This window comes from Streptococcus lishijunsis (assembly GCF_047290665.1).
Lineage (GTDB): Bacteria > Bacillota > Bacilli > Lactobacillales > Streptococcaceae > Streptococcus.
On the sequence record NZ_JBLBUC010000001.1, the window covers coordinates 109,126 to 133,968 of the forward strand.

The following is a 24,843-nucleotide window of genomic DNA, read 5'->3' on the forward strand; positions in this document are numbered from 1 at the left end:
TATGGCAAAGGAATTATTAGGCGAAGTTATCGGAGTCGCTCTGCTGGTTTTATTAGGAAATGGCGTTGTGGCAGGCGTTGTCTTGGATAAAAGTAAGGCAAAAGATGCAGGTTGGATTGTCATTACCGTAGGTTGGGGCTTGGCAGTGGCTATGGCGGCATTTGTCTCAGGACTACTAGGTCCAGCTCATCTCAATCCAGCAGTATCTATTGCCATGGCTTACGCTGGCAATCTCACTTGGTCATCTGTGCTTCCTTATATCTTAGCACAATTTATCGGTGCCTTTATCGGTAGTATCTTAGTGTATCTATCCTACAAGGACCACTATGATATAACGGAGGATAAGGGAGCCATTTTAGGCAGTTTTGCGACAGGTCCTGGCATTAGAAATCCGCTATCTAATGTGATAACAGAAGCAATCGGTACCTTTGTCTTGGTTTTGGGCCTGCTAGCCTTTAGCCAATACGATATGCCTGTTGGCTTGGGTACCCTTGTGGTGGGTGGCTTGATCGTCTCATTGGGGGTTTCGCTGGGAGGTCCGACAGGTTATGCTCTTAACCCGGCACGTGACTTAGGTCCTCGTATCATGCATGCGATTCTCCCTTTAAAGAACAAAGGAGACTCTGATTGGGGTTATGCATTAGTGCCTGTTGTGGGACCTATTATCGGTGGTTTATTGGCAGCTGTGTTTTATACATTAGTCTTTTGAAGCTAAAAAAGAGGAGTACTACTCCTCTTTTTTATATACGGTGAATATGTGTTCCGTGAACGTAGTTTGCTTTTGTATCTTGGCAGAGCTTTTGATAGTTATGAGCAGTCACACCACCACCTAGACATATCTCAATACGATTATCAGCGTAAGCGATTAGCTCTTTTAAGTGGCTACTATTGTCAAAGATGTCTCTTTTTTTGGCTGAGCCATGTAGCAAAATACGTTTAAAACCTAAGGCTACCAGCTGGTCAATGGCTTCTTTTTGCTCTTCTTTAGCAATCAGATCAAAAGCCATATGAAACACAAGGTCAACACCTTGACTAGCAGGAAGCAGATAGTCAATAGCTTCGGTATCAATCCTCAGTTCCTTGGTCAAGACACCAAAGACTAAGGCGTCTGCTTCTAATTCGACAGCCTTTAAGATGTCCTCCTCCATAGCTCTCAACTCTAAGTCGTTATAGCAAAAATCCCCACCGCGAGGTCTGATCATGACAGAAAGACTGATATTTTTGTCATGCAGATAGCGACTAGCTTCTTTGATGACACCATAGCTAGGAGTAGTTCCTCCAACAGCTAGATTGTCACACAACTCGACACGCTTAATATCACTTGGATCTAACTGATGTAGGTCGGTGAGATTTTCAGCACAAAATTCTTTGATAATCATGGGATCTCCTTTAGTTTTTATAAGTATTATAACACGAAAAAGAAGCTATCAATATGAAAAAAGCGCTCTAAAATCTTTACAAAATTCAGACAATTATGCTATAATCTAGCTTATATATGGAGGTAAATAATGACAATTTACAATTTTTCAGCAGGTCCTGCTGTTTTGCCACAGTCAGTTCTTAAAAAAGCGCAAAGCGAATTACTTGACTACCAATCTAGTGGTATGAGCGTCTTGGAGATGTCCCACCGCTCTAAAGAATTTGATGCTATCATCAAGGATGCTGAGGCTTTGCTTCGTGAATTGATGGCAATACCAGATAATTATAAAGTTATCTTTATGCAAGGCGGTGCCTCAACTCAATTTTCGATGATTCCGCTAAACCTTGCTAAAGGGGCTAAAGCTTACTATCTGGTCGGTGGTTCCTGGGGGAAAAAAGCTTATACAGAAGCTGTGAAATTGTCACAAACCATTCCTTTTGAGCCAATTTTATTAGCGTCATCAGAAGAGAGTTGTTACAATCATATTCCAAGCTTTGATCCTGCCCTAATCGATCCAAGTGCTTCTTATGTGCATATAACGACCAATAATACCATTGAAGGCACTGCGATTTATGAGACGCCAGATACTAATGGTGTTCCTTTAATAGCAGACATGTCCTCAAATATCCTTGCTGCACGTTATCGTGTGGAGGATTTTGCTATGATTTATGCTGGAGCTCAAAAAAATATAGGTCCTGCAGGAGTGACGATTGTCATTATACGTGAGGATTTCTTAAATGATAACCAAGCGCTCTCTAGTATGCTAGACTATCGTATTCAAGCTGAAGCAGCTTCTCTTTATAACACGCCTCCTGCTTTTAGTATCTATATCTCAAAATTAGTCTTTGAATGGGTGAAAGAACAAGGTGGCGTCGATAAGATGGAGGCCATGAATCGTGAAAAAGTAGGTCTATTGTATGATTTTATCGATCAGTCTGACTTTTACACAAGCCCAGTCCTCCACAAAAAGGAACGTTCTCTAGCCAATATTCCTTTTGTGACACCAAGTAGAGAGTTAGATAGCTTGTTTGTTGAACAAGCCACAGCACTTGGCTTTAAAAATATCAAGGGACATCGTTCGGTTGGTGGTATGCGTGCTAGTCTATACAATGCTTTTCCGCGTCAAGGTGTGCTTGATTTAATTGCCTTTATGAAAGACTTTGAAGAGGCTAATAGCTAGTTTGTCAAAGGAGAGTAGAGATGCAAATACGTTTAGCTTATCCAAATGAACTAAAGGCTATCATGACGATTATCGAGGAGGCGCGTGCCTTTTTGGCGCAGTCAGGAAGTGACCAGTGGCAAGGAGATGATGGTTATCCGACTCAGGAGACCATTATGGCTGATATCTTGAATGCACAAGCCTGGGTAGGGTTAGAAGATGGTGAGCTGGTCGCTTACGCAGCTGTCTGTGAGGGGCATGAGTCAGTTTATGATAAGATTTATGAGGGAAAATGGCGCCACAACAACTATCACTATACCACTTTTCATCGCATAGCGATTTCGACAAAGTATAGAGGTAAGGGATTTGGGAAAATCTTCTTACAAGGCTTGATAGAGGGGCATAAGGGGCCAGACTTTAGATGTGATACGCATGAAAAAAATATGGCCATGCAAAAACTTCTAGATAAACTAGGCTTTCTCTACTGTGGTAAAGTGCCTTTAGATGGTGTCCGTCTAGCGTATCAAAAAATAAAACATAAAAGTGAGACGAGTCTTTATCAAGAAATAGATGAAGCCAGTCTTTTGTAAAAATAGAAAGGTGCTAGCTGAGCTAGTCTAGTAGAGATATGGTTTTTAGTGTCAAAACATACAATAACATAAACACGATTGGGCTCGAGGAGTTGGGCCATCAATTTCAAATTGATGGCGATAAAGCCGAAAATCCTGATGCTTATATCATTCGTAGTCAAAACTTGCATGATACGGTTTTTCCAGACAACTTAAAAGCGATTGCTCGTGCAGGGGCAGGGACCAATAATATTCCCATTGAAGAGGCGACTAAGTCAGGAATTGTTGTCTTTAATACGCCAGGTGCCAACGCTAATGCTGTTAAAGAGGCTGTCATAAGTTCGTTGCTGTTGTCAGCGCGTGACTATCTAGCAGCCAATAAATGGGTCAATACCTTGTCTGGAGCAGACGTGCCAAAGCAAATCGAAGCAGGTAAAAAACAATTTGCAGGTAGTGAAATTGCAGGAAAAACCCTTGGCGTTATTGGACTTGGTGCTATTGGGGCTCGTATCGCTAATGACGCACGCCGCTTAGGGATGAATGTTCTGGGGTATGACCCATATGTATCCATCGAGGCAGCGTGGAATATCTCAAGCCATGTCAAGCGTGTATCTGATTTAAAAGAAATTTTTGAAAGTAGTGATTATATCACTGTTCACGTGCCTTTGACAGAGACGACACGTCATACTTTTGATGAGGCTGCCTTTTCTAGTATGAAAAAAGGTGTGACCATTATCAACTTTGCTCGTGCTGAATTAGTGGATAACCAAGCTCTTTTTGATGCTATTGAGACGGGTGTCGTAAAAGGCTATATCACTGATTTTGGCTCTGAAGAGCTTCTCAATAAAGAAGCTATCACTGTCTTTCCTCATGTTGGTGGCTCGACAGAAGAAGCAGAGCTCAATTGTGCGATTATGGCCTCGCAGACGATTCGTCGCTTCATGGAGACAGGTGAGATTACCAATGCGGTCAACTTCCCTAATGTCCATCAAGCTCTAAGTGCTCCTTATCGTATCACCCTTATCAATAAAAATGTGCCTAATATTGTCGCTAAGATTTCAACAGCGGTGTCTGATTTTGGGATCAATATTGACAATATCATCAACCGCTCAAAAGGGGACTTTGCTTATACCTTATTAGATCTTGACGAAAGAGATAAGGCTAAGATTGAGCAGTTAGTGTCAACCTTTGAAGAAGATGACAATATCGTCCGTGTACGCTTAATCAAGGGGTTCGATTAAGAGAGTTCTCATTGAGTAGATGCTTGACTTTTGGTATCGGATTTTTTATACTGACAGTGTTAAATGTAATGATCATTTCATTACCATAGAGGAGGGCTTATGGACAAAGCAGCTTTAAAGGCCTATAAAAATGACCTAAAAGAACGATTTACAACGATAACCTTTGACAATAGTAAGCAAAATCTAGCGCTTCTTATTGATAAAGAAACAGGACTTGAGTATCTTGAGACAGGTGGGATTTTAAGTGATTTTCATGCGATAACACCTCTCTATAATACTGATGGCAGTCCAAAGATTAACGAAAAATGGCGTGATGGTCTTCTTTAAGAGGGATTATGAAAGCCCTATTGGGAGGATGTCTCTCTTAGCAAGTCAAGACGGTCTTATCGGAGCTTGGTTTGTGGGGCAAAAGCATCTTGAGAGGTGGCAACAACTAGAGACAATCTCAAGGAAAACGGAGCATCTATATCAAGCAAAGGCGTGGTTAGATGCTTATTTTTCAGGAGATTTTAGCTATCCTAGCCCTTCAATCATTACTCAAGGGACTTCGTTTCAAAAAGACGTTTGGTATCAGTTGTCCTGTATTGAGCATCACCAAGTAGCAACATATGGGCAAATCGCAAAGCAGTTGGGCTGTGCTTCAGCTCAAGCAGTAGGTGGGGCTATTGCTAGAAATCCGCTAGTGCTCTTTATTCCTTGCCACCGTGTTGTAGCGCGTGATGGTAAGTTGACTGGCTATGTAGCAGGACTTTCTCGAAAAGAATGGCTTTTACAACATGAAGGTATCCTCTAGGACCTAGTCGTTGACAAGATTCTAGTCCTTTTATATGATAGAGGTAGAGGAGGCCATTATGTTTACATTTTATCAATACCCACCGTGTAGTACGTGTAAGCGTGCTAAAAAAGAACTAGATCAGCTAGCTCTTGATTATCACGACATCAATATCAAAGTGAATCCGCCAAGTGAGGAGAGCTTGCTGGCTTGGATGAGTCAAGGTGATTTTACCTTGAAGCAATTTTTCAACACCAGTGGTCAGCGCTACCGAGAGCTTGGCTTAAAGGATAAACTAGCTGATATGTCTCAAGCAGAGGCAGCAGCACTTTTAGCTAGTGACGGGATGCTGATTAAGCGCCCACTTTTAGTAAAGGATGATCAGCTTCTTCAAATCGGCTATCGTAGTGACTATGAGACGTTGCTGTCATAAAAATGATAAAAAGGACCAGCGGTCCTTTTTATAATGCTATCTCAAGAAGAATAGGTGTGTGGTCTTGGCGCTCTCCTGAGTCAATCATCTGAGAAGTGATGACCTTATCGGCGATACGTTGGCTAGTCAACCAATAGTCAATGCGCCAACCAGAGTTGTTGATTTTGCTGGTTTTACTACGCTGTGCCCACCAGCTATAGACATGAGGAAGATCGCCATTGACATATCTAAAAGTATCGACAAATCCTTTAGCGAGGAGATTGGTAAAGCCATCTCGCTCTTCTTGAGTAAAGCCTGGTGAGCGAAGATTGCTCTTAGGATGAGCTAGATCGATTTCCTTGTGAGCGACATTGTAGTCACCTGTTGCGAGGACAGGTTTTTCTTTGTCTAAAGAAGCTAGATAGTCAGCGTATTTTTGATCCCAAATTTGGCGTTCAGAAAGGCGTTTTAAGCCATCACCTGCATTAGGTGTATAGACTTGTGTGACAAAGCAATCAGCTAATTCTAAAGTGATGATACGTCCTTCTTGATCCATGGTACTTGGAGCATCAATTTCAGGATAGGTGATGATAGGATTAAGCCCTTTTTTATAGAGAAACATAGTTCCTGCGTAGCCTTTTCTAGCAGGCTCCACAGATGAGCGCCAAGCTATTTCATAGTCAGGGAAATAGTCTGCTAGGATGCTCATATGCTTTTTGGTAGGACCTTTGGCAGAGAGTTTTGTCTCTTGGATGGCAATAATATCAGCATTTTGGCTGACTAGGGTCTCTAGTACAGCACGAGACAGTAGCGCACGGTTAGAATCACTGGTTAGGGCAGCATTTAGGGAATCAATATTCCAAGAAATGAGTTTCATAGTCATATCCTTTTCATTTTATCGTGCTTTTATTTTATCAAAAAAGTGTTGGCTTGGCGACTAATGCGCCCAACAATCAGGCTAAAGTCGTGCTCTATTTGTTATGTGTCCCATAGAGGGTGCTGAGTTTTTGAGAGATAGTCTCAAAAACCTTGTCCCAATCTTCTTGTTGATAGATATCAAGCTGGTCTGTCTGGATACGTATCTTGGGACTGTGTTGGTATTGTTCATACCATTTAGCATAGTGCTTATGGAGCAGTTTATAGTAGTCCTCAAGCTGATTATCTGCTGTTGGTTGCTCAAAAGGACGCCCTCTTTTTTTGATATTAGCAAGAATATGCTCAAAACTACCATCAAGGTAAATCAATAAATCAGGTGCTTTTTTAGGCAACGCACTCATTTCTTCCATCATATTGTCTAAAAGATCGAGATAGATATGGTATTCTTCTTTTGAGATGCTACCTTGAAGCATGTTAATGTAGGTAAATAAAGCATCCTCATAAATAGAGCGGTCAAGGACGTTGTTATTGTCGCTATAAGCTTCCTTTATAGACTTGAAGCGCTTGTTTAGAAAGTAGATTTGAAGTGCAAAGCCATACTTGTCAGGGTCTTTGTAGTACTTATCCAAAATGGGGTTCTTATCCACGGGTTCAAAAAAAGCTTGAGTACCTAGTGCTTGAGCTAATTTTTCAGTATAGGTTGTTTTTCCGACACCTATCATCCCTGCTAAAATAATCACGATAGTAATCGACCTCCATCTATTCATAATAGCTATGAAATCTATATATTGTAGTTATGTTTATATTTTATCACTAGATATGGTGTTTAGCAAGCCCGGATTAGCTATCATATAATCATGTGAGTCTTTCTTTTTCTGCTTTTTGGCTATATTTTTAAGGGGCTTTATGATAAAATGAATAAGAATGCCTTTGGGTAAATATAGAGCGTTTCATTAGCGCTGGAGGACAAGATGACCAAAAATACTTTTTATATTACAACACCGATTTATTATCCGTCTGGAAAACTCCACATTGGCTCAGCTTACACGACAATTGCTTGTGATGTTTTGGCACGTTATAAGCGTTTGATGGGTTATGATGTTCAGTATTTGACAGGGCTTGATGAGCACGGGCAAAAGATTGAGCAAAAGGCGAAAGAAGCAGGGATAGCTCCTCAAGAGTATGTTGACAATATGGCAGCAAGTGTCAAAGAGCTCTGGCAACTGCTGGATATTTCTTATGACCAATTTATCCGCACAACGGATAAAGCGCACGAAGAGGCTGTTGCTAAGATTTTTGAGCGCTTATTAGCGCAAGGTGATATTTATTTGGGTGAATACACAGGTTGGTATTCTGTATCCGATGAAGAATTCTTCACCGAAAGCCAGTTAGCGGAGGTCTTTCGTGATGCTGATGGCAATATGATTGGTGGTATAGCACCGTCAGGTCATGAAGTGGAAAAAGTATCAGAGCAGTCTTACTTCTTTAGGATGAGTAAGTATGCGGATCGTTTGTTAGCCTATTATCAAGAACACCCTGAGTTTATTCAACCAGATGGGCGTATGAACGAGATGATTAAAAACTTCATTGAGCCAGGTCTTGAAGATTTGGCGGTTTCAAGGACTACCTTTACGTGGGGAGTCAAGGTCCCGTCTGACCCTAAACATGTAGTCTATGTGTGGATTGATGCCTTGACCAACTATATCACAGCACTTGGCTACTACAATGACCTACCAAATCTCATGGAGACTTTTTGGCCAGCCGATATTCACATGCTTGGTAAAGATATTTTGCGCTTTCACTCGATTTACTGGCCAATTATGCTAATGGCGCTAGATCTTCCATTGCCAAAACGGTTAGTGGCACACGGATGGTTTGTCATGCAAGATGGCAAGATGTCTAAGTCAAAGGGAAATGTCGTCTATCCTGAGATGTTGGTTGAGCGTTTTGGTTTGGATGCGCTACGTTATTACCTCATGCGTTCGCTACCAGTAGGCTCTGATGGGACCTTTACTCCAGAGGACTATGTGGGGCGTATCAATTATGAGTTGGCTAATGACTTAGGCAATTTGCTTAATCGTACAGTGGCTATGGTGAATAAATATTTTGATGGTCAGGTGCCTACGTTTAGCGCTGATGTGACACCTTTTGATAAGCCACTAGAGCAAGTGATAGCATCCACTATTGCTGATTATCATCAACAGATGGACGCCGTTGATTTCCCACGTGCCTTAGAGGCGATTTGGACGATTATCGCTAGAACCAATAAATACATCGATGAAACAGCACCGTGGATTTTGGCTAAGGATGAGGCTAGCCGTGATCAATTAGAAGCTGTCATGAGTCATTTGGTAGCTAGTTTGCGTGTGGTGGCACACTTGCTTAAACCTTTTATGATGGAAACGTCAAATAGTATCATGAGCCAATTAGGCTTGCCTGAGGTGGCTGATTTGCGTGATTTGAGTCTTTTTGACCTCCCAGAAGGTCTAAGGGTTGTCTCAAAAGGTCAACCTATCTTCCCACGCCTTGATATGGAAGAAGAGATTGCTTATATCAAAGAGCAAATGACACCACAAACGTCTAGTCAAGAGACATGGATCCCTGAAGAAGTAGAGTTGGTTAGCAGTAAAGATGAGATTAAGTTTGACATCTTTGATGCTGCTGAAATTCGTGTCGCTGAAGTGATAGATGTGGAAAAAGTCGAAGGTTCAGATAAACTTCTTCGCTTTAGGTTGGATGCTGGTGACAAAGGGCATCGTCAAATTCTATCAGGCATTGCCAAATACTATCCCAATGAAAAAGAGTTGATTGGTAAAAAAGTGCAGATTGTAGCTAATCTGAAACCTCGTAAGATGATGAAAAAATATGTCAGTCAAGGGATGATTCTCTCAGCTGAGCATGACGGTAAGCTGACTGTTCTAACAGTTGATGATGCAGTTGCCAATGGAAGTATCATTGGTTAGACAAAAGACTTTTGAGGCTATCCTCAAAAGTCTTTTTGATTGGTGAAATAACGTGTTTTTGCTAGTGCACTTAATAAGCGAGGGGCAATTAAGCTAATAAGGGTGATTTTGATAAGCTCGATAGGGATAAATGGTAAGATAATACCAAGACTAGCTGTTGGGCTGAATTGCCCGAAAATCCAAAGAGAGAGAAAGCCACAGATAAATAAGCTAATTTGTCCAACGATATTGGCTAAAAAGATAGATAGACTGGTTTTGCGACTTAAGATAGCGGTTATGGTAGCGTAAAAGAGAAAGCCCCAGAGAAACCCACCAGAAGGTGAGATAAGGCTGGCAAAGCCTGAGCTACCTCCTGCAAATACAGGTAAGCCAACAATGCCTAAGAACAGATATAAGCTGACAGCTGCTATAGCATCGCTAAAATAGAGGAGGCTAGCGATTAAGCCGACCGCAAAAGTCTGCAGCGTAATGGGGGTTGTCCCGATAGGAATGCTAAATTGGGACAAAACAGCTAATAAAGCAGTGGATAGGCTTATAATGAGTAAGCGATAAGTATTGGTCATAAAATCTCCTTCTCCTAAAACTTAAAAAAGGTCAATAATGAGTTTGATATTTAAAAGGGTCAGACTAATGGCAACGAGATAAGCAATAGCAGTGTTCCATTTAGCATTGACGAATTCTCCCATCAGCTTTTTATTAGAGGTAAAATAAATCAAAGGAAAGATGGAAAACGGCAAAGCTACGGATAAAAAGACTTGAGAATAAACGATTAACTGATCGAGCACTTGTTCTTTACTTCCAAAGAGCAGAGCTGCAATGATGACAGGCAAAAGCGCCAGCAGTCTTGTGATAAGGCGAATAAGCCATTGTGGCATTTTGAGATGGATAAAACCTTCCATGACGATTTGCCCAGTCAATGTACCTGTAATGGTCGAATTTTGCCCGCTAGCTAGTAAAGCAATGGCAAATAAGGTTGAAAGAGCGCTGCTAGCGACGCTGCCTGCGATGTGACTATCGGCTAAGGCATTGTACATTTGAGCAAAAGCGCTAATCTTACTAGCGTGACCATAAAAAAGGGAAGCCCCCAATATCAACAGCAAGGAATTAACGATAAAGGCAAGTGATAGTTGGATATTTGAATCCCAAGTCATAAACTTCACAGCCTTTTTGATAGAGTCAGGCTTGTCGTAGTTGACTTGTCGTGTCTGTGAGATAGAGGAGTGGAGATAGAGGTTATGTGGCATAACGGTTGCTCCGATAATCCCCAAAGCCAATGTCAGACGGCTATTTCCAGCGACCATATGCCCACTGTCAAAGACGGCTAATTGAGGCAAGTAGCCTGTTAGAATACCTGAGACGCTAGGTTTTGACAAAATCGTTAGATAGATAAAAATCACTAAAATCGTCAAAATCAAAGTAGCCACAATGGCTTCAATTTTTCTAAAGCCCATTTTCATAATTGATAGCAGTAAAAAGACATCTAAGATGGTAATGAAAATGGAAAATAACAGAGGCCAATCAAATAATAAATGCAGTGCAATACCAGAGCCTATCACCTCTGCCAAATCTGTCGCCATTAGCGCTAGCTCGATGATGACAAATAAAAGGTAGCGAATGGGTTTGGGTAGATGATTGGCTGTGGCTTGAGCGAGGTCTTGGCGTGTGACAATCCCTAATTTTCCTGCCATTTGTTGTAGCTGCATGGCCATCAGTGACGAGACAAGGACAACAGATAAGAGCAGATACTTGTAACTAGCACCTCCCACGACACTCGTAATCCAGTTACCAGGATCCATATAACCTACAGCTACCAAGGCACCTGGGCCTAAAAAGGTGCGTAGCATACGCCAAAAAGAAGCATTTTCAGGCACGGCAATACTTTGATTGACTTCGCTTAGCGAAGCTTTTTCTTGCATAGACATCATAGACAAATCCTTCTAACTCATAGAGCTGTTATTTTTTAGACGTCAAAAAGTTGGCTAGGGCAATGACGATAAAGACAAGACCTAGAATGAGAAACATAACATGCTGGCTCATCAGTCCATAGCTGATAAAGATAAGAGCAGATAGCAGTGAGATAAGACTTTTTGATAGCATAATAACCTCTCTATAATAGTGACATAACATATTCTTTCTCATTATAGCGCAAAAATGAGGGAATGAAAAGAAGAAAATGCATGCTTTACAAAAAAATTAAGCAAACTTAATCATAAGTTGTTGGCTTTTCTTGATAAATATCTTCTATCAGGTCTATAAAAAAAGGGTATTGGACGAGTGGGCTGTGAGAGTGCTACAATGCTAATAACTTGATCAAGTCGAACGCTTTAGAGATTGGAGAGACGTATGACAAAAGAGTTGATAGAAAAGATAAAGGCTAGATCTGGGGTCGCTATTGTTGTGGCTTTAGTTTTAGGTGTGATAAGTGGTATCTTATTCCCTCAAGGCAGTGCACTCTATGAATTTTTAGGATCAGCCTTTATTCGTTTGATTAGTGCAGTGATTTTGCCCTTGATAGTCCCTATTGTGGTCGTATCAGTAGCACAAGCCAATCAAAGTGGCGGTTTATCTCGTTTTTTGGTAAAAACCTTTGGCTACTTTTTTATAGTAACGACGCTTATCATTGCTGTTTATGTGCTTATAGCTTATTATCTAGGGTTTGGGCAAGGGGCTGAGTTGACCTCGCAGTCAACAGCTTTAGATGGGATTGCTAAAGGTGTTGCTATTGATACGTTTTTGCTAGACCTTATTCCTAATAATATCTTTGCTACCTTAGCTTCAGGAGCCCTTTTACCTAGTGTCCTCTTTGCTCTTATCATAGGCTTGGCCCTTAGTAGTTTGGATAAGGACACTAGCTCTATCATCACTGTTTTAGTGACTTGGATAGATGTTATGCATGAGGTGACAAGGCTTGTGGTTAGTCTCTTACCTATCGGTGTGTTTGGATTTATGGCGGCTAAGGTGTCTACACTTGGCGTAGGGGCTATCGCTTCGCTAGCTCAGTTTGTGTTTGGGACTTACATAGGGTATGCTTTGTTAGCTTTGCTGTTCTTTCCCTTATTAGCAATGGCTTTTGGCATCTCTTATAGACAGCTGCTTAGTTCTATTTGGGACTTGGTAGCCCTCGCATTTGTCTCTGGGAGTTCTAGTGTGGTTTTGCCACAGTTGATTGAACGTTTGGATACTGGTGAAGAGAGGGATAATAAAGCGCATTTGGTGTTACCTTTAGGCTATACCTTTAATTTAGATGGGGCGGTGGTTTATCTATCATTGGCTACGGTTTTTATCGCTCATAGCTATGCAATCAATCTCAGTCTTTCGCAATTGTTTGGTTTTATAGTGCTTTTAAGCCTGATTAGTAAGACCATAGCAACTATCCCATCAGGAGCTATTGTTGTGTTATTAGCAGTAGCTAATCAGCTAGGGTTGCCAGAAGAAGGCGTGGCAGCGATTTTAGCTGTAGATGTTTTTTTAAATGCAGGACGAACAGCCTTAAATGTTATTGGAAATGCGCTTGCAGTAGTCATTTTAGAAGGAAAATCATCGACTATTAGCTCAGAAGACTCAGAGTTAGTCGTCTTATCATAATGTCAAAGGAGAAGAAGATGTCAACGATTTATATCATTCATGAACATATAGACTGGACAAAAGCCATCACTAAGTGGTTGGATGAGGCAGGAGTCGCCTATGAATTGTGGGATTTATCAAAGGGTCGTCTCAATCTAGCTAAAGAGCCACCTCAAGGGATTTTTTATAATCGGATGTCAGCGTCCTCTCATACCAGAGGTCATCGCTATGCGCCAGAATATACCCAACAGGTCATCAAATGGCTAGAGCATCATGGCAGAAAAGTTATCAATGGCTCGGCAGCTATTGACCTTGAAATCTCTAAAATCAAGCAATACTTGGCTTTATCTGATTTTGGGATCAAGACCCCTAAGACAGTAGCAGCATTTGGGCGTGAGGAGATTATCTCAGCGGCTAGAGATTTATATACGTATCCTCTCGTTATCAAGCATAATCGTGCTGGAAAGGGCTTAGGCGTTCATCTCTTTGACAATGAAGAAGCTCTGATAGATTATGTGACAGGAGATGATTTTGAGCCATCTGTTGATGGTATCACATTGCTACAAGCTTACATCAAACCTCATGATGGCTCGATTAGACGCGCAGAATTTATCGGAAAAGAGTATATCTACACCCTTGCTATTGATTCATCAGATGGTTTTGAGCTCTGTCCTGCGGATGCTTGCCAGCTAGATGTGGCTAAGCAGACAGCTCCTTGCTCTATTGATGGGAAATTTCGCATTGTAGAGCCCTTAGATAAGGCAATCGTGGATACTTATACGCACTTTTTGAGTGAGACAGGCATCGATGTAGCAGCTATTGAGTGGGCAGAAGATAGTAATGGCAATCGCTATGTCTATGACATCAACACGAACACCAACTATAATGCTGACGCCGAACGCAAGGCAGGCGTTTCAGCACCGAAACAATTAGCAGACTACCTTATCACAGAACTAGAGAACCTATCATCATAAGGACATTGTCAGGACCAACTAAACTGAGAAAGTCATAAAAACACCTCTAAGTAACTCTTAGAGGTGTTTTGGTGTTTATTTCATTGTTGGGAAAAGAAACTTGGTTCTACGTTATTTCACGCAAGTCTCTAAAGCCCATTATACCAAGGTTTAGAAATTTTGCTAGGTTTTATATTTTTCCCTAACTTTGTACAAAATTGGTAAATCAGTGGTAAATTTTTGGTAAGTTATTGGTAAGTTTCTTCAAGGTTTGATAGGCTATTTTGAAGGTTTTCTCCGAACTTTTCCATCTCTTTTTCTTTGAGTTCTTTTGTAGCTTCGGCGTAGATATTCATAGTGGTTGAAATATCAGAGTGTCCAAGAATTTCTTGCATCGCCTTCATATTAGTTCCAGCTTCTACCATACGAGTAGTGAAGGTATGACGGAGAGAGTGGTTGCTGAAATTCGGAAGTGTTACCTCACTTTGTATTTTACCATCAAGGACAGCAAAATTGCAATCACGAATAATTCGTTTCAGTGCTTTATTGAGTGTTCCTTGATGGAAGACATTACCAAAACGATTGAGAAAGATAAAATTGGTATAGCCGTCAATCTTACTCTTGCAGACGATTTCAAGCTCTTCTTGACGTTTCTTTTCTAAAATCAGCGCCTCCTTAACTCTTGGTAGTAGTGGGACAGTACGCTCCCCTGCCTTTGTTTTTGGAGTGTTGATTGTAAAAGTGACACCACGATTCGTTCTTGTATCATAATAAACAAGTGTATGGTTGACACTAATAGTATTGCTTTCAAAATCAATGTCTTCCCAACGTAAGCCTGTTACTTCACCGACTCGAAGTCCAGTCCATAACATCGTAATAAATACTGGGTACCAACCTTTATAACGGCTCGTATTCTCTAAAAAATTTTCAAAGAGCTGCTGTTCCTTGAGTGTCAAAGCTCTGTGTCCTTTTTTCCCAGAAGTACGAGATTGCTTTAGCTCCTTCAAAGCATTGTCTGAGGGATTGTTGAAAATATACTCATCATCGACAGCAACTTGAAGAACTTGATGGAGTACGGTATGGATGCTATCAATGGTACTTACCTTGACGTGTCGTTCTTCGGCTAAGTAATTGTAAAAGGAGCGAACATCACTTTTCTTGAGGTTTGTAATGATGACATTTCCTAATTGACCAGACACGAAATATTCGTATAGGTACTGATAGTTTTTGAAGGTATTATCCTTGAGACCTCGTTTCAAGAGTTTCCACTTTTTGTATAAGTCATCTACAGAAACTTTTTTGGTAACGTTTAATCCGTTGAGAGAATCTTTTATAATTTGCTTTTCTTTTTCTCGTAGCTCAACTAATGACTTGGCATAGATACTATTCATCTTTCTTCGCTTATCACGCCAGCGGTATTCGTAACTACCATTTGGACGTTGATATTCTCCGTCTTTGAGGATGCGATTTTTATTGTCTTTCCGTTTTTTGTTTATCATAGATTTCCTCCATAAAAAAAGATGGCATAAGCTATTTGATTAGCCTATGCCCTCTGAGTGATTATTAAATTGAATATTGGTTTTCTAGGAATTTCTCAAATTTTGCTCGTTTGATTAGTCGTTTGCTGCCACACCAGAGGACGAAATCGCAATCATCTTCATTGCTGATTTCACGAAGTTTATTGACTCCGATACTGAAATATGAGGCAGCTTCCTCAACAGTTAGGTTTGATTTTTCCCAGAATGGAATTTCTTTTTTCATGTGTTTTCCTCCGTTATTTTTGATAAAACGAAAACAAGCCCATTTCTGAGCTTGCTTCCAAGGAGATTATGAAAAAGAAAAGTTATTTAGGATGATTAAAGTATAACTAGTAATCCATAAAGTAATCTTAACTGTTCTTCATAATCAATAGTAACTAATTTTATTTGATTGCTAGGATTCTTCTTAGAGATTTTTGATAGTTACAAGCAAATCAGTCATCTCTGTCAGAACATCGTTAAATGTAATACCTTTAGTGTAACTATACTTTTTAGAGTAGTTTTCCCACTGATGGTTTTGGGTTGAATCTGTTTTGAATGTTTCTAGCAGATTGATGAATTTATCGAAGTCTAATTCAGTACCTCGATAATCGAAGGTACGCTGACAAGCAGTGAGAAGTTGCTGCGAATCAATTTCTGATTTCTTCAATTTTGACAAGATATAGACGTCATAGAAGTCTTTGCTTCGACTATTCAAGAAGCTGCGAGAATAAATGGTTTGTAGTTTCTCTGCTAAGATAGTCTCAATGGTGTAGGCAATGATAGGAAACTGTTCTGATGTGAAGATTGGCTTGTAGTCGTAAGTGATTGGCTGAGGAGTGACAATGTCCCCAGTCGCAATATCTAGGTGGATGACCTGTCTGATGTTCTCAAGCTGGCAAAGGATACTTGCACGATAACCTCCGTAATCATCACTTTCCTTAATTGCTGTGACCGACTGAATAGTGAAAGAAATATCTTCATCGGATTTTTCAAGGATATCCTCCAATTGCTGATACACGGTCTCTTCTGATAGGTTCATTTTACTAAAGAGAAAGTCAATATCAACGGTACTACGGGAAGCAACCCCGACGACATTTGAGAGTAGGAAACCTCCTTTGAAAATGTAATTTTGAGCGTATGAGCTTTGACTCAATTTTTTCAAAATGACTTCTAAAAAGTAGTAGGGCATCACAGAATTAAACGTTAATCCTGTTTCCTTTGAAATTTTATGGCAGAGTGCGGTTAATTTTGCTTTGTTCACATTAGCACCTCAAGTATTTGTTTTGTTTGATTGATAATTTTCATTTCTTCAGCGTACTGGTAAAGGTTCGTCAGATTTTTATTTGGGTAGTTGACATAAGCCTTAAGAGTTTTGACGAAAAGTTCATTATCAATTTTTTTACGATTTTGAATGAAGTCACAGATGATACGCTCAAAGTCGTAGGTCTTAACGGTTTGTCCCCAAGGTGTTTTTACAGAGATAACACCGAGGTCAACAAGTTCTTTTGGAACGGTATGGACAGTGAGATTTTGAAGCGGGTTATTGAAGCGATAGCCTCTTGGTACGGTGACTTCAAAATATTGCGGGATTTCATCCGTGAATCCTTGGAGATAGAGAGCGGAAACATAGGAGTAAATAGCTCTTGAAAATCTGTATTGGAAGAAGTAGTACTCGTCATAGTCACCATCTGTAGAAAGATAGATGCCCTTGTCAACTCGGAAGATTTTTCCTTCACGTTCAAGACGTGAGAGATAGACAGTGGGAATACCAAGTACTTTACAGTCTTTATGGGTGATGATACCATTATTCTGTTCAAGATAATTCAGAACGGTTTCTTTATTAGACATACGAACTCTCCTCTTTTGTTATGTTCATACTACAATTTTAACTCTTTTGTCGTATAAACGCAACACTCAACAATCGTAAAAACTATAAAGAATCGTAAAAATTCGTAAATCTTATTGTGCAACCGCAAAACTGTAATAGCTTTGGTTGCTGAGAACGGCATAGTGTGGCTTGTTCTGAACACCTTTAACATTACACTCAGAGATGAGGAAGGTTCCATCTTGATTGACAGCTTCCACAAATGCAACGTGACCGTATTCTGCATAGGTGCCTCCATAACCACCTTGAACGGACATGACGGCGCCAACTTGAGGCTCTGATACTTGTTTCCAACCACGAGAGACAAGACTAGCAACCCAATCTTGACCATTTCCGTTGTAATTGTAGATAGCTGAGTTGGTACAGATGCCTGTCTCAATCAGGCGATTGCAAACATACCAGGTACATTGTCCAGCTGGATAGGTATTGTTTCCCTGAGTTGTGACCGAGTTCTCACTAGGAACTCCATATTTGAGTTTTCCAAGGTATTCTGGCGGTAAGTCAAAGGTAGAAGTAAGAGTTCCAGTAGCAAGCCCTGTATCGCCTGAGAAAGCAACAGAGGAGTCGGAGGTGATTGTTCCATCAAACACCTTAAACCACTTGTCAGCATCCGTTTGGAGCTTGTCAGCCTTTGTCTGACCGTCTGAGAGTGCAACACCTTCATAATGTTCTGACCAGTACAAGGCAGCATCTCCAGGGTCAGTTGCTTTTTGCATTTCAGTTTTGACTTTTTTGTAGGCACCGTTTAACTCGGTTGACATGAGTTGGAGTTCAACATCAGCATCCAGTATTCGGCTTGAAGCCTGTGCCCAACGGTCGCCGTTGACGGTGTTAGACCAGCCTGACCATTGGAAGTAACCAGCTACCCCACCGCCAGTATTGATAGCTTTAGGGTCAAAGCCTGACTCACGTTCTGCAACGGCTATACTACCAGTTGAACCAGCCAAGGTAAAGCCTTCTTTGGATAGCTGGTAGTTGAGGATTTTGATGACATCCTCTGCCCGTTCTTCTGTGATTGAGGCTTTTTGAGCCACCTCTTTAGCTGTTAGTGTCGTTCGCGTCCCAGTTGAACTACCATTACTTGATGTGTTAGACGAGTCACCAGCTATCGCAGCTGCACAAATGATGACAAGTAATAGGGGCAACAGAAGCGAAGAGAGAAGACTCAGTTTGAATAGTTTTTTCATGTGTCCCTATCACCTCCTTTAGTGTTTGAGATAGACTTTGAAGATAACTGTTCCAAAGAGCCATTTGGCATCTAGGACGGCTGGAATAGCACGGCAGAGTTCGATAATCCGTTTGGCTTCTTGGTCATTGACAGTATAAAGGACAGTTACCTTGATAGCCTTTAGGTCATTTTCATAGGCTTGGTAAATGTACTTTTCAAGGACAGGTTGAATCTGACTTCTCGTATATATCCTAATAGTGTCCATTTTGTTCACCTCGCAATCTGTTGAGTTCTTGAGTGAGACGGTTCTTACGCTCGATATTGGCTTTGATTTTGTCGTCCCTGGTCAGAGTTTGACGGAAGCTTCGGGTAAAGGCATTTGAGCCTTTCGCTTGATACATGGCTCCTCCATCATCATAGGCGCTAAGTTCTCTTTCCAAGCGTTCCATTTTCCGTTGTTTACGTGGAGATACCCATTGTTCCTTAAGTTCCTGGAATTCCATTTCTGGTGGTGGAGGAGTTGTTGGTTGAGTAGGGATAGCTTCAGGAGTTGGTGTTTTCTCCTGGATTGGCTTATCTGTTGGAATATCCTGTTTTGGAAGATTTGGTTCAGAGGATGTTGGTGGCAGTTGGTCAGGTGTTGGAACAGATTGTTCAGTCAGTTGTTCTGTTGGAAGGTCCGGTTCCTCAGCTGGTTCAGGATTTGGTTTTGACCGTCTAAAGAAGTTGCCAACTTCCTTGATGTGAGAAGAAGCGTTCATAGCACTTCCAGCCACAAAACCAGTACCAGCCATGGCAAAGTTGCCCAAGTGTTGGGCAGTCTCAAAGCTACGTGACGGCATCTGTTGGATGAGGTCTTTGCCCTGGCTAACTTTGTTTTCAACTTGGTTTCCAATGTCTTCCATCTTGATGCGAGCCCGTGAGCCCATGATGAATTCAATGAGTTCCCCCTTATAAATCCAGAGGAAATAATAGACGGCAGCTTTGGCAACGACTGAAAGAATGAGCTTGAAGAGGAGAGCGAATGTTCCTAAAGATGGGAACGTTTCGATGACGCCGTCAAATCCAGAGGTAATCAAGGTTTCAATGACTTTTTCGATGTAGAAGATAATGAGTGTGATGAGTGTCGTAATCGTAGGGAAAACGAGACCACCAAACATGACCTTGAAAATCCCAAAGATGATATCTTGCATGGCAGGGATAAAGGAAATGAGAAGAGCGATAGGGAACAGGAGAATCATGAATAGGACTAAGAGTTGAGCAATCAGATTCAGAAGTTGTACCAGGATAATTGGAACCGCAATAACGATGGCTTCAATAATTTTGAAGATGACGTAGAAGGTCTTGATGAAAAGATAATCCCAGACGGCTGATACCCAGCGGTTCTTTTCCTTCCCGTCATCAGCTTTATCACCAAGTTTATCCAGATAGTCTTTTCTATCTTTGTTTTTGACCGCTACAAATTTTCCTGAGTCATCCACGCTTCCCAAGACTTTAGCATCATCGAAGGCTTCCTCTTCACCTGTTTGGTTATTGACGTATTTTCCGTTTTCTTGACCCGTGTTGACAAAGACATAGGCAGTGTAGGAAGTTTGTGCGATATAGCTATCAGCCATGGATTTTCCTACCTTGATTGACTTATTCTCGCCATAAGAAACGGAGATATTGGAAATCTTAGAGGTGACAGTATCCGCAAGGTTATCAACCGTATCAAGGATGTAGAGCCCACCAGAGGTAGAAGCGACGGTTCCAAAGTAACCAAATCCAAGCAGTACGACGAGCAGCACATGAAGGACTTTTCGCATGAAGTTTCCACGAGAAAAGAAATACTGGTAGAAGAGGTAAAAGGCTCCGATGGTCAGAAGCATGGAAACTAGGGAACCACTTGATAATCCGCCAGAAGTTGAACCTGTTAGTCCCTGCCAGATGGACTTAGCAGCGTTATAGACGTAGGTTTTGTAAGAGTCGTAGAGGTCAATGTTCTCCATGATACGAATCATGAGGGAGAAGAAACCGACCACTAGATTGAGCAGAAAGAAAAAGAGATTGACGAAAATCTCATTCATTGCCACGATAATGGAGGTCTCAATTTTTGACGTCTTTTCCAAATATGATTTTAAGGCGAAGATGTCCACGCCTTTTAGTTTCTCAAAGGCTTCTTGCATGTGAGCCCTCCTTTCTAACTAGCATATTTATTTTCAAGGCTAGATGATACCGTTGCTTTCATTGGTTTTAGAAGCATGTCGATGTCTTCAAAGATGTTGTGAATGGAAATCATGTTTAGATTGCCATAGACGTCATAGTAGAGGCATTGCCCTGAAATCATGTTGTCAATCCATTCCAGGTTACTTTCGGTTGGTTCCAAATTGACGTGCTTGAGAATATCTTCTCGTTCTGATTTTTCGTAGAAGGCAAAGATGGTTCCAAAGCCTGTTGTGTCATCATCATTTTCAGCATCATGGACAGACTGTGTGATGAGTGCCAGGGTGTTATTTTTCGAGCGACCGATACGGCGCATGTTCTTGATAACGGCTTGACCTTCGGCAGACTTCATAAGAATCCAGGCTTCATCAAAGAACTCAATGGTATCTTCACTTTCATTGCGTTCTCCAAAGTGGGTACAGAAAGCACCAAGGGCAAACATAAGAGCGATAGAGTTTCGTTCGTGGTCTGAAATCTTCGTTGCGTCTGTCTTAGGTAATTTCAGATTAGCAACTTCAAGTACAGTGACTTGTGACTCATAGTTGAGCCCTTGCGTTGTTCCATCAGAGAAGGCAAGCTCTAGGATGGAGTTGGTCACAATAGAAGTGAGGTAGCGACCAACTGAGGCGATTTGGTCATTGTCACTGTCTTTGAGGGCTTCCAGAACGTGCTTAAAGCCAACCGTTTGACCTGCTTGTCTCTTATCGACAATGTCGTTGATGGTTTCGGTAATAGCTGTCTTCTGATCCATGGTGACGTTGTCAACCGCTTGGAGCAAGAATTCCAGCATATTCTTAGTGACCTCAACGGCTTGTTCTTTATCCAGAACAACAATAGGGTCAAGCACTCCGTGGTTGGAAGTGAGTGAGCTATCGAGAGTGACAAAGTTGAAGGCTTCAATTTGTTTTTTACGTTCAGGATAGAGACGGGCAAACTCAGGGCTATTGATGATTTCTTGGTAGTGATGGCGGAGTTCCCGTTTGGGGTCAATGTAGAGCGTCTTCACGTTTTGAAGAGCGACTGACAGGAAGATAATCTGAGCGAGGAAGGATTTCCCTTGACCTGTAGCACCTGTGATGATGATGTGCGGGTTCTTGGTAATCTTGCCTGCAATGTCTTCTTTATTACCGACAGTCGCATTAAAGAGGACAATGTTTTTAGAAGCGTTAATGGCTTTTTCGATGTTATCCCAGCGACCTGTCCAGTTATCGACTCGTCCGATATACCAGCCAATACGGTTACCAGCGGATGTGTTGGTGAAGGGCATGAGCTCCGCAAAACCACGACTGGTGACCATGTGTGTCCATGTTCGTGTTTTCTTCTGCAAGTCTTGCCCGTAGAGCAAAGCTTGGAAGAGATAAGGTGTGTCATGGCTAGCTTCACTGATTTCAACGCCCATGTCATCAAAGTAGTTGAGGACAACTTGACGGCGACTTCTCAGTTGACTAAGTGACGAACCAGAGATAATGAGATAGGCACCGTATTCAATGATTTCCTCTTTATTCCCTACTTTCTTCATTAGGTCTTTCAGCGAGAATGAGCCCATGATAATTTCGTCTTGTTGCACGGTATCGGTATTCTCAGCTTCTTCCATGATGTTCTTATAGCGAGTGTTGGAACGCCCCATTTTCCCTTTAATTTTATTGCGGTCAATGAATTCAGCCTTGAATCGCAGTTCCACGGGGAAGTTGAGACGTTGAACAAATTCTCCTAGATGGAAACCGTTGAAGATGGTGTTGAATTTCCCAACAGGAAGAATGGTTACAAAGGAATTGCCATAGGGGCTTTCGAGTTTGAGAAAGCCTCCATTCATGCTTTTAATCAAGGTGTCTGTGACATTGAAAAGGGAACGGTTAGCAATGACTTCTTTCTTGAGGTGGGGAATGTAGCGGAGGTATTGCATCCGCTGGTAGTAGAAGAGTTCATCATCTGTCAGACGACGACAACGAAGCGTTGAAAGCACTTGGTAGATGACTTGTTCATCAGCGAGATAGTCTTCAAACCAGGGCTTTTCTTCTTCTAGTTCAAAGCCTAGCCCATTTGCTAGGGTCTCTGAAATCTCAGAGAATCGTTCATAGGCGAGGTCAGCAAGACTAGCTCCCTTGTCATGTTTTCTCAATCGGACACCGACTAGCCAGTCAAACTGATAAGGGATTTCCATTTCATCTGTCAGCTTATCCACAGTGTAGAGTAGCAGTTCCTTACCGAGTGCTTGATTGTTTGGTGAGAGGGTATCCATAAAGTCACGCATCTTTTCTTCTAGGAGATAATCCTTGGGAATGAGAGAAATGTCAAAGTGCTGGTTTTTAGCCAACTTTTTGAGCATTTGGCTGACTGTGATTTTGTGCTTTCCTTTTTTCTCATCATCCGTAATGGTGATGGGCGTATTTGGAATACGATAGTACGCCATTACTTGCTTGTCTTTACGAAAGGCTAAGTTTTCGTGTGTGGCTTTAATCGGGTATTGTAGTTTTAGTGCCATAGTGCCTCCTTTCTAAAGGTGTGTTTGTTCAAAAACAATGTCTTCGTCATCATAAGGTTCCACTCGCTCATCGTGGTAGATGGCTTTCTTGTTCCAACGAAATTCATAGAGGTAACGGAAGTAGTCAGCCAGAAAGATGTGCATTTTCTTTCCGTGTGGTTCATACTCTGTGTAGAATTTAGCGAGCTTATAGGGAACGTAAGCATAGAGCAACATGGAGATAGAGTGGGTGATTTTAGCTAATGGGACAAGGATGAAAGAAAGTCCCAGGAGCATGACGACAAAGACGAGAATGAAAACAACAAAAAAGGACAGCTGCATAGGTGTTGCGAAGTACCAGATACGTGCCCCTTTTTGTGTCTTGATTTCCTGAATCCAGTAAGGAGCGTTTAGCCCCCTAGCGTAGTCATAGAGTGGTTCTTTCTCGTTGTTCATATCAGAGCCCCGTTTCAATACCAAAGAGGCGTAAGAACCAACCAATGACAGAGAGTATCTGTTGCCCTTTGGTCATAGACATGATGATTCCCCAAAATCCGATAACGGAAAAGAGTTGGAGCCAGGAGCTATTTTTCCAAGCCTTGATGGCAAGAAGGATTGCCACAGCAGTGATAATCCAAGCACCATCCCCTTGGAGGAATTGTTGTAGTGAGCTTGTGTTCATAGATGTTATTCTCCTTCGTGTTTTGCATAATCTTTTGGAATGGTATGAGCCACTTTTGTGACGTAGTATGAATTTCCTTTAGGCGTAAGGGTCAAAGTGAAATTCTCTGAGCGAGTGTTGCCAGCGACTTCAAAGGTGACTTGAACATAGGCGGTAATGGCATCACCGTCTTCTGTCAGATAGACATAGTCTAGTGACTTGAAAGTCGTGTTTTCAAGCACAACTACATCTTTACCGACCAAGTCCAGATTGTCTTGGTCGGTGGTGTAGTTGGTAAAGAAGACGTTGAGAAACTTCTTGACTTTCTTGTGTGTCTTTTCTGGGAGATTGTCAGAAGCGGTTAGACTGAGCGCAGATTCTTTGTCAAAGCCTTTGGCTTGGTTGTCACTGAGACTAGAATACCAAGGAAGTCCAGAAACGTAGTAGGAGCTGTTTTTAGTAGCGTAAGGGATATTAAATCCTGTGGTAATTTCTTCCTCCTTATCACCGACTTTTTGCTTATAGGTCACTTGATAAGTGGCGGTGTTCTCCGTCAGCAATAACAACCTAGCTGAGACCAGAGACATCGGTGTTCGCTTCTGACCTTGTGACTTAATCTCAGGTTCAACGTCATAAAAGCTATTGAGCTTTTCAATTTGGGCTTCTTGTTCTTCGGCTTTATCAGAGAAAGAGAAGTAGGCTGCGACAAAGTCATTGAGGTAATAAGTTAAGCGGTAGTCGGTGTCAGTTGCCGTAGTCACCACTTGGGAGGATTGAGCTCTTTTGACTTCCGTTTCAAGAGAGGAGACCTTGCTTGATAGCGTGATAGCACGCAGGGAACCAGTAGCTCCGATTAAAACTAAAAATCCTAATCCAGTAAGGACTAAGATATTCACGTTTTTCCGTGTTGCCTTGATGAGTTTTGGTGAGCCACGCTTCTTATCTTGTTTCTTGAAACGAGACAAGTAATGGGTGACTTGTTGGATGACTGTTTTCAGTTTGTTCATAATCCCTCCT

General features: G+C 41.5%; 27 protein-coding genes. 10 read left to right on the forward strand and 17 right to left on the reverse strand.

Translation table 11 applies throughout. The features are described from left to right. The first annotated feature begins 1 nt into the window (after window position 1). Window positions 2-709 (forward strand): MIP/aquaporin family protein, encoded by a 708-nt coding sequence (locus ACLN19_RS00585; RefSeq protein ID WP_413381926.1) that lies wholly within the window; start codon window positions 2-4, stop codon window positions 707-709. 31 nt (window positions 710-740) lie between these two features. Here ACLN19_RS00585 and ACLN19_RS00590 read toward each other — a convergent pair whose 3' ends face one another. Continuing rightward, a complete protein-coding gene (locus ACLN19_RS00590) occupies window positions 741-1,379 on the reverse strand; it encodes a copper homeostasis protein CutC (protein WP_413381929.1) in 639 nt (212 codons plus the stop codon). Between the two features lie 129 nt (window positions 1,380-1,508). Here ACLN19_RS00590 and serC point away from each other — a divergent pair, with 129 nt between their 5' ends. The 6 genes from serC (at window position 1,509) to ACLN19_RS00620 (ending at window position 5,594) form a co-directional block, all read left to right on the forward strand. After that, a complete protein-coding gene (gene serC, locus ACLN19_RS00595; RefSeq protein WP_413381932.1) occupies window positions 1,509-2,600 on the forward strand; it encodes a 3-phosphoserine/phosphohydroxythreonine transaminase in 1,092 nt (363 codons plus the stop codon). Window positions 2,601-2,620: 20 nt separating this feature from the next. Beyond that, complete coding sequence (locus ACLN19_RS00600) at window positions 2,621-3,169, forward strand: GNAT family N-acetyltransferase (RefSeq protein WP_413381935.1); 549 nt, start codon at window positions 2,621-2,623, stop codon at window positions 3,167-3,169. Window positions 3,170-3,207: 38 nt separating this feature from the next. Next, window positions 3,208-4,389 carry a 3-phosphoglycerate dehydrogenase family protein gene (locus ACLN19_RS00605; RefSeq protein ID WP_413381937.1) on the forward strand — a complete coding sequence of 394 codons (1,182 nt, stop codon included), beginning with the start codon at window positions 3,208-3,210 and terminating at the stop codon, window positions 4,387-4,389. A gap of 99 nt (window positions 4,390-4,488) precedes the next feature. Beyond that, on the forward strand, window positions 4,489-4,716 hold the full coding sequence (locus ACLN19_RS00610) for a DUF6440 family protein (RefSeq protein ID WP_413381940.1): 228 nt from the start codon (window positions 4,489-4,491) through the stop codon (window positions 4,714-4,716). Next, window positions 4,703-5,182: a methylated-DNA--[protein]-cysteine S-methyltransferase gene (locus tag ACLN19_RS00615; protein WP_413381943.1), complete on the forward strand. Its 480-nt coding sequence runs from the start codon at window positions 4,703-4,705 to the stop codon at window positions 5,180-5,182. Before ACLN19_RS00610 ends, ACLN19_RS00615 begins: the two co-directional genes overlap by 14 nt. A 58-nt stretch (window positions 5,183-5,240) precedes the next feature. Beyond that, window positions 5,241-5,594, forward strand: a complete 354-nt coding sequence (locus ACLN19_RS00620; protein ID WP_413381946.1) for an arsenate reductase family protein — start codon at window positions 5,241-5,243, stop codon at window positions 5,592-5,594. Window positions 5,595-5,622: 28 nt separating this feature from the next. Here ACLN19_RS00620 and ACLN19_RS00625 read toward each other — a convergent pair whose 3' ends face one another. Then, complete coding sequence (locus tag ACLN19_RS00625) at window positions 5,623-6,450, reverse strand: exodeoxyribonuclease III (protein WP_413381950.1); 828 nt, start codon at window positions 6,448-6,450, stop codon at window positions 5,623-5,625. Window positions 6,451-6,544: 94 nt separating this feature from the next. Further along, window positions 6,545-7,189 (reverse strand): deoxynucleoside kinase, encoded by a 645-nt coding sequence (locus ACLN19_RS00630; RefSeq protein WP_413381953.1) that lies wholly within the window; start codon window positions 7,187-7,189, stop codon window positions 6,545-6,547. A 231-nt stretch (window positions 7,190-7,420) separates the two neighbouring features. On the opposite strand from ACLN19_RS00630, the gene metG reads away from it, so the two are divergent. Next, window positions 7,421-9,412: a methionine--tRNA ligase gene (metG, locus tag ACLN19_RS00635; RefSeq protein WP_413381956.1), complete on the forward strand. Its 1,992-nt coding sequence runs from the start codon at window positions 7,421-7,423 to the stop codon at window positions 9,410-9,412. A gap of 23 nt (window positions 9,413-9,435) precedes the next feature. Here metG and ACLN19_RS00640 read toward each other — a convergent pair whose 3' ends face one another. From ACLN19_RS00640 to ACLN19_RS00650, 3 genes are read right to left on the reverse strand one after another with little or no spacing between them, the layout of a single operon-like run. Next, complete coding sequence (locus tag ACLN19_RS00640; RefSeq protein ID WP_413381959.1) at window positions 9,436-9,975, reverse strand: biotin transporter BioY; 540 nt, start codon at window positions 9,973-9,975, stop codon at window positions 9,436-9,438. 21 nt (window positions 9,976-9,996) lie between these two features. After that, the gene (locus ACLN19_RS00645) at window positions 9,997-11,334 is read right to left on the reverse strand and encodes an Nramp family divalent metal transporter (RefSeq protein WP_413382277.1); all 1,338 of its coding nucleotides are present in this window, start codon (window positions 11,332-11,334) and stop codon (window positions 9,997-9,999) included. 31 nt (window positions 11,335-11,365) lie between these two features. Continuing rightward, window positions 11,366-11,509 (reverse strand): hypothetical protein, encoded by a 144-nt coding sequence (locus tag ACLN19_RS00650; protein WP_413381962.1) that lies wholly within the window; start codon window positions 11,507-11,509, stop codon window positions 11,366-11,368. 246 nt (window positions 11,510-11,755) lie between these two features. Here ACLN19_RS00650 and ACLN19_RS00655 point away from each other — a divergent pair, with 246 nt between their 5' ends. Continuing rightward, on the forward strand, window positions 11,756-12,997 hold the full coding sequence (locus tag ACLN19_RS00655) for a dicarboxylate/amino acid:cation symporter (RefSeq protein ID WP_413381965.1): 1,242 nt from the start codon (window positions 11,756-11,758) through the stop codon (window positions 12,995-12,997). A 17-nt stretch (window positions 12,998-13,014) separates the two neighbouring features. Further along, window positions 13,015-13,950 carry an ATP-grasp domain-containing protein gene (locus ACLN19_RS00660; protein ID WP_413381968.1) on the forward strand — a complete coding sequence of 312 codons (936 nt, stop codon included), beginning with the start codon at window positions 13,015-13,017 and terminating at the stop codon, window positions 13,948-13,950. Between the two features lie 227 nt (window positions 13,951-14,177). On the opposite strand, the gene ACLN19_RS00665 is transcribed toward ACLN19_RS00660, so the two are convergent. From ACLN19_RS00665 to ACLN19_RS00715, 11 genes are all read right to left on the reverse strand, one after another. Further along, on the reverse strand, window positions 14,178-15,428 hold the full coding sequence (locus ACLN19_RS00665) for a site-specific integrase (RefSeq protein WP_413381971.1): 1,251 nt from the start codon (window positions 15,426-15,428) through the stop codon (window positions 14,178-14,180). 64 nt (window positions 15,429-15,492) lie between these two features. Next, a complete protein-coding gene (locus tag ACLN19_RS00670; RefSeq protein WP_006738512.1) occupies window positions 15,493-15,690 on the reverse strand; it encodes an excisionase in 198 nt (65 codons plus the stop codon). A gap of 183 nt (window positions 15,691-15,873) precedes the next feature. Then, complete coding sequence (locus tag ACLN19_RS00675; protein WP_413381975.1) at window positions 15,874-16,710, reverse strand: nucleotidyl transferase AbiEii/AbiGii toxin family protein; 837 nt, start codon at window positions 16,708-16,710, stop codon at window positions 15,874-15,876. After that, window positions 16,707-17,297, reverse strand: coding sequence for a type IV toxin-antitoxin system AbiEi family antitoxin domain-containing protein (locus ACLN19_RS00680; RefSeq protein WP_413381978.1), 591 nt, complete (start codon window positions 17,295-17,297; stop codon window positions 16,707-16,709). The genes ACLN19_RS00675 and ACLN19_RS00680 overlap by 4 nt, the downstream gene beginning before the upstream one ends. Before the next feature lie 111 nt (window positions 17,298-17,408). Further along, window positions 17,409-18,521 carry a phage tail tip lysozyme gene (locus ACLN19_RS00685; RefSeq protein ID WP_413381981.1) on the reverse strand — a complete coding sequence of 371 codons (1,113 nt, stop codon included), beginning with the start codon at window positions 18,519-18,521 and terminating at the stop codon, window positions 17,409-17,411. An 18-nt stretch (window positions 18,522-18,539) separates the two neighbouring features. Then, window positions 18,540-18,767 (reverse strand): hypothetical protein, encoded by a 228-nt coding sequence (locus ACLN19_RS00690; protein WP_006531355.1) that lies wholly within the window; start codon window positions 18,765-18,767, stop codon window positions 18,540-18,542. Next, on the reverse strand, window positions 18,754-20,667 hold the full coding sequence (locus tag ACLN19_RS00695) for a conjugal transfer protein (RefSeq protein ID WP_413381985.1): 1,914 nt from the start codon (window positions 20,665-20,667) through the stop codon (window positions 18,754-18,756). The genes ACLN19_RS00690 and ACLN19_RS00695 overlap by 14 nt, the downstream gene beginning before the upstream one ends. Before the next feature lie 14 nt (window positions 20,668-20,681). Further along, window positions 20,682-23,186 (reverse strand): ATP-binding protein, encoded by a 2,505-nt coding sequence (locus ACLN19_RS00700; RefSeq protein ID WP_413381987.1) that lies wholly within the window; start codon window positions 23,184-23,186, stop codon window positions 20,682-20,684. A 12-nt stretch (window positions 23,187-23,198) separates the two neighbouring features. Further along, entirely contained in the window at window positions 23,199-23,621 is a 423-nt protein-coding gene (locus tag ACLN19_RS00705; RefSeq protein WP_065736542.1) for a conjugal transfer protein, read from the reverse strand. 1 nt (window position 23,622) lies between these two features. After that, a complete protein-coding gene (locus ACLN19_RS00710; protein WP_065736541.1) occupies window positions 23,623-23,847 on the reverse strand; it encodes a hypothetical protein in 225 nt (74 codons plus the stop codon). 5 nt (window positions 23,848-23,852) lie between these two features. Continuing rightward, the gene (locus tag ACLN19_RS00715) at window positions 23,853-24,833 is read right to left on the reverse strand and encodes a conjugal transfer protein (protein WP_413381992.1); all 981 of its coding nucleotides are present in this window, start codon (window positions 24,831-24,833) and stop codon (window positions 23,853-23,855) included. Between the last annotated feature and the right edge of the window lie 10 nt (window positions 24,834-24,843).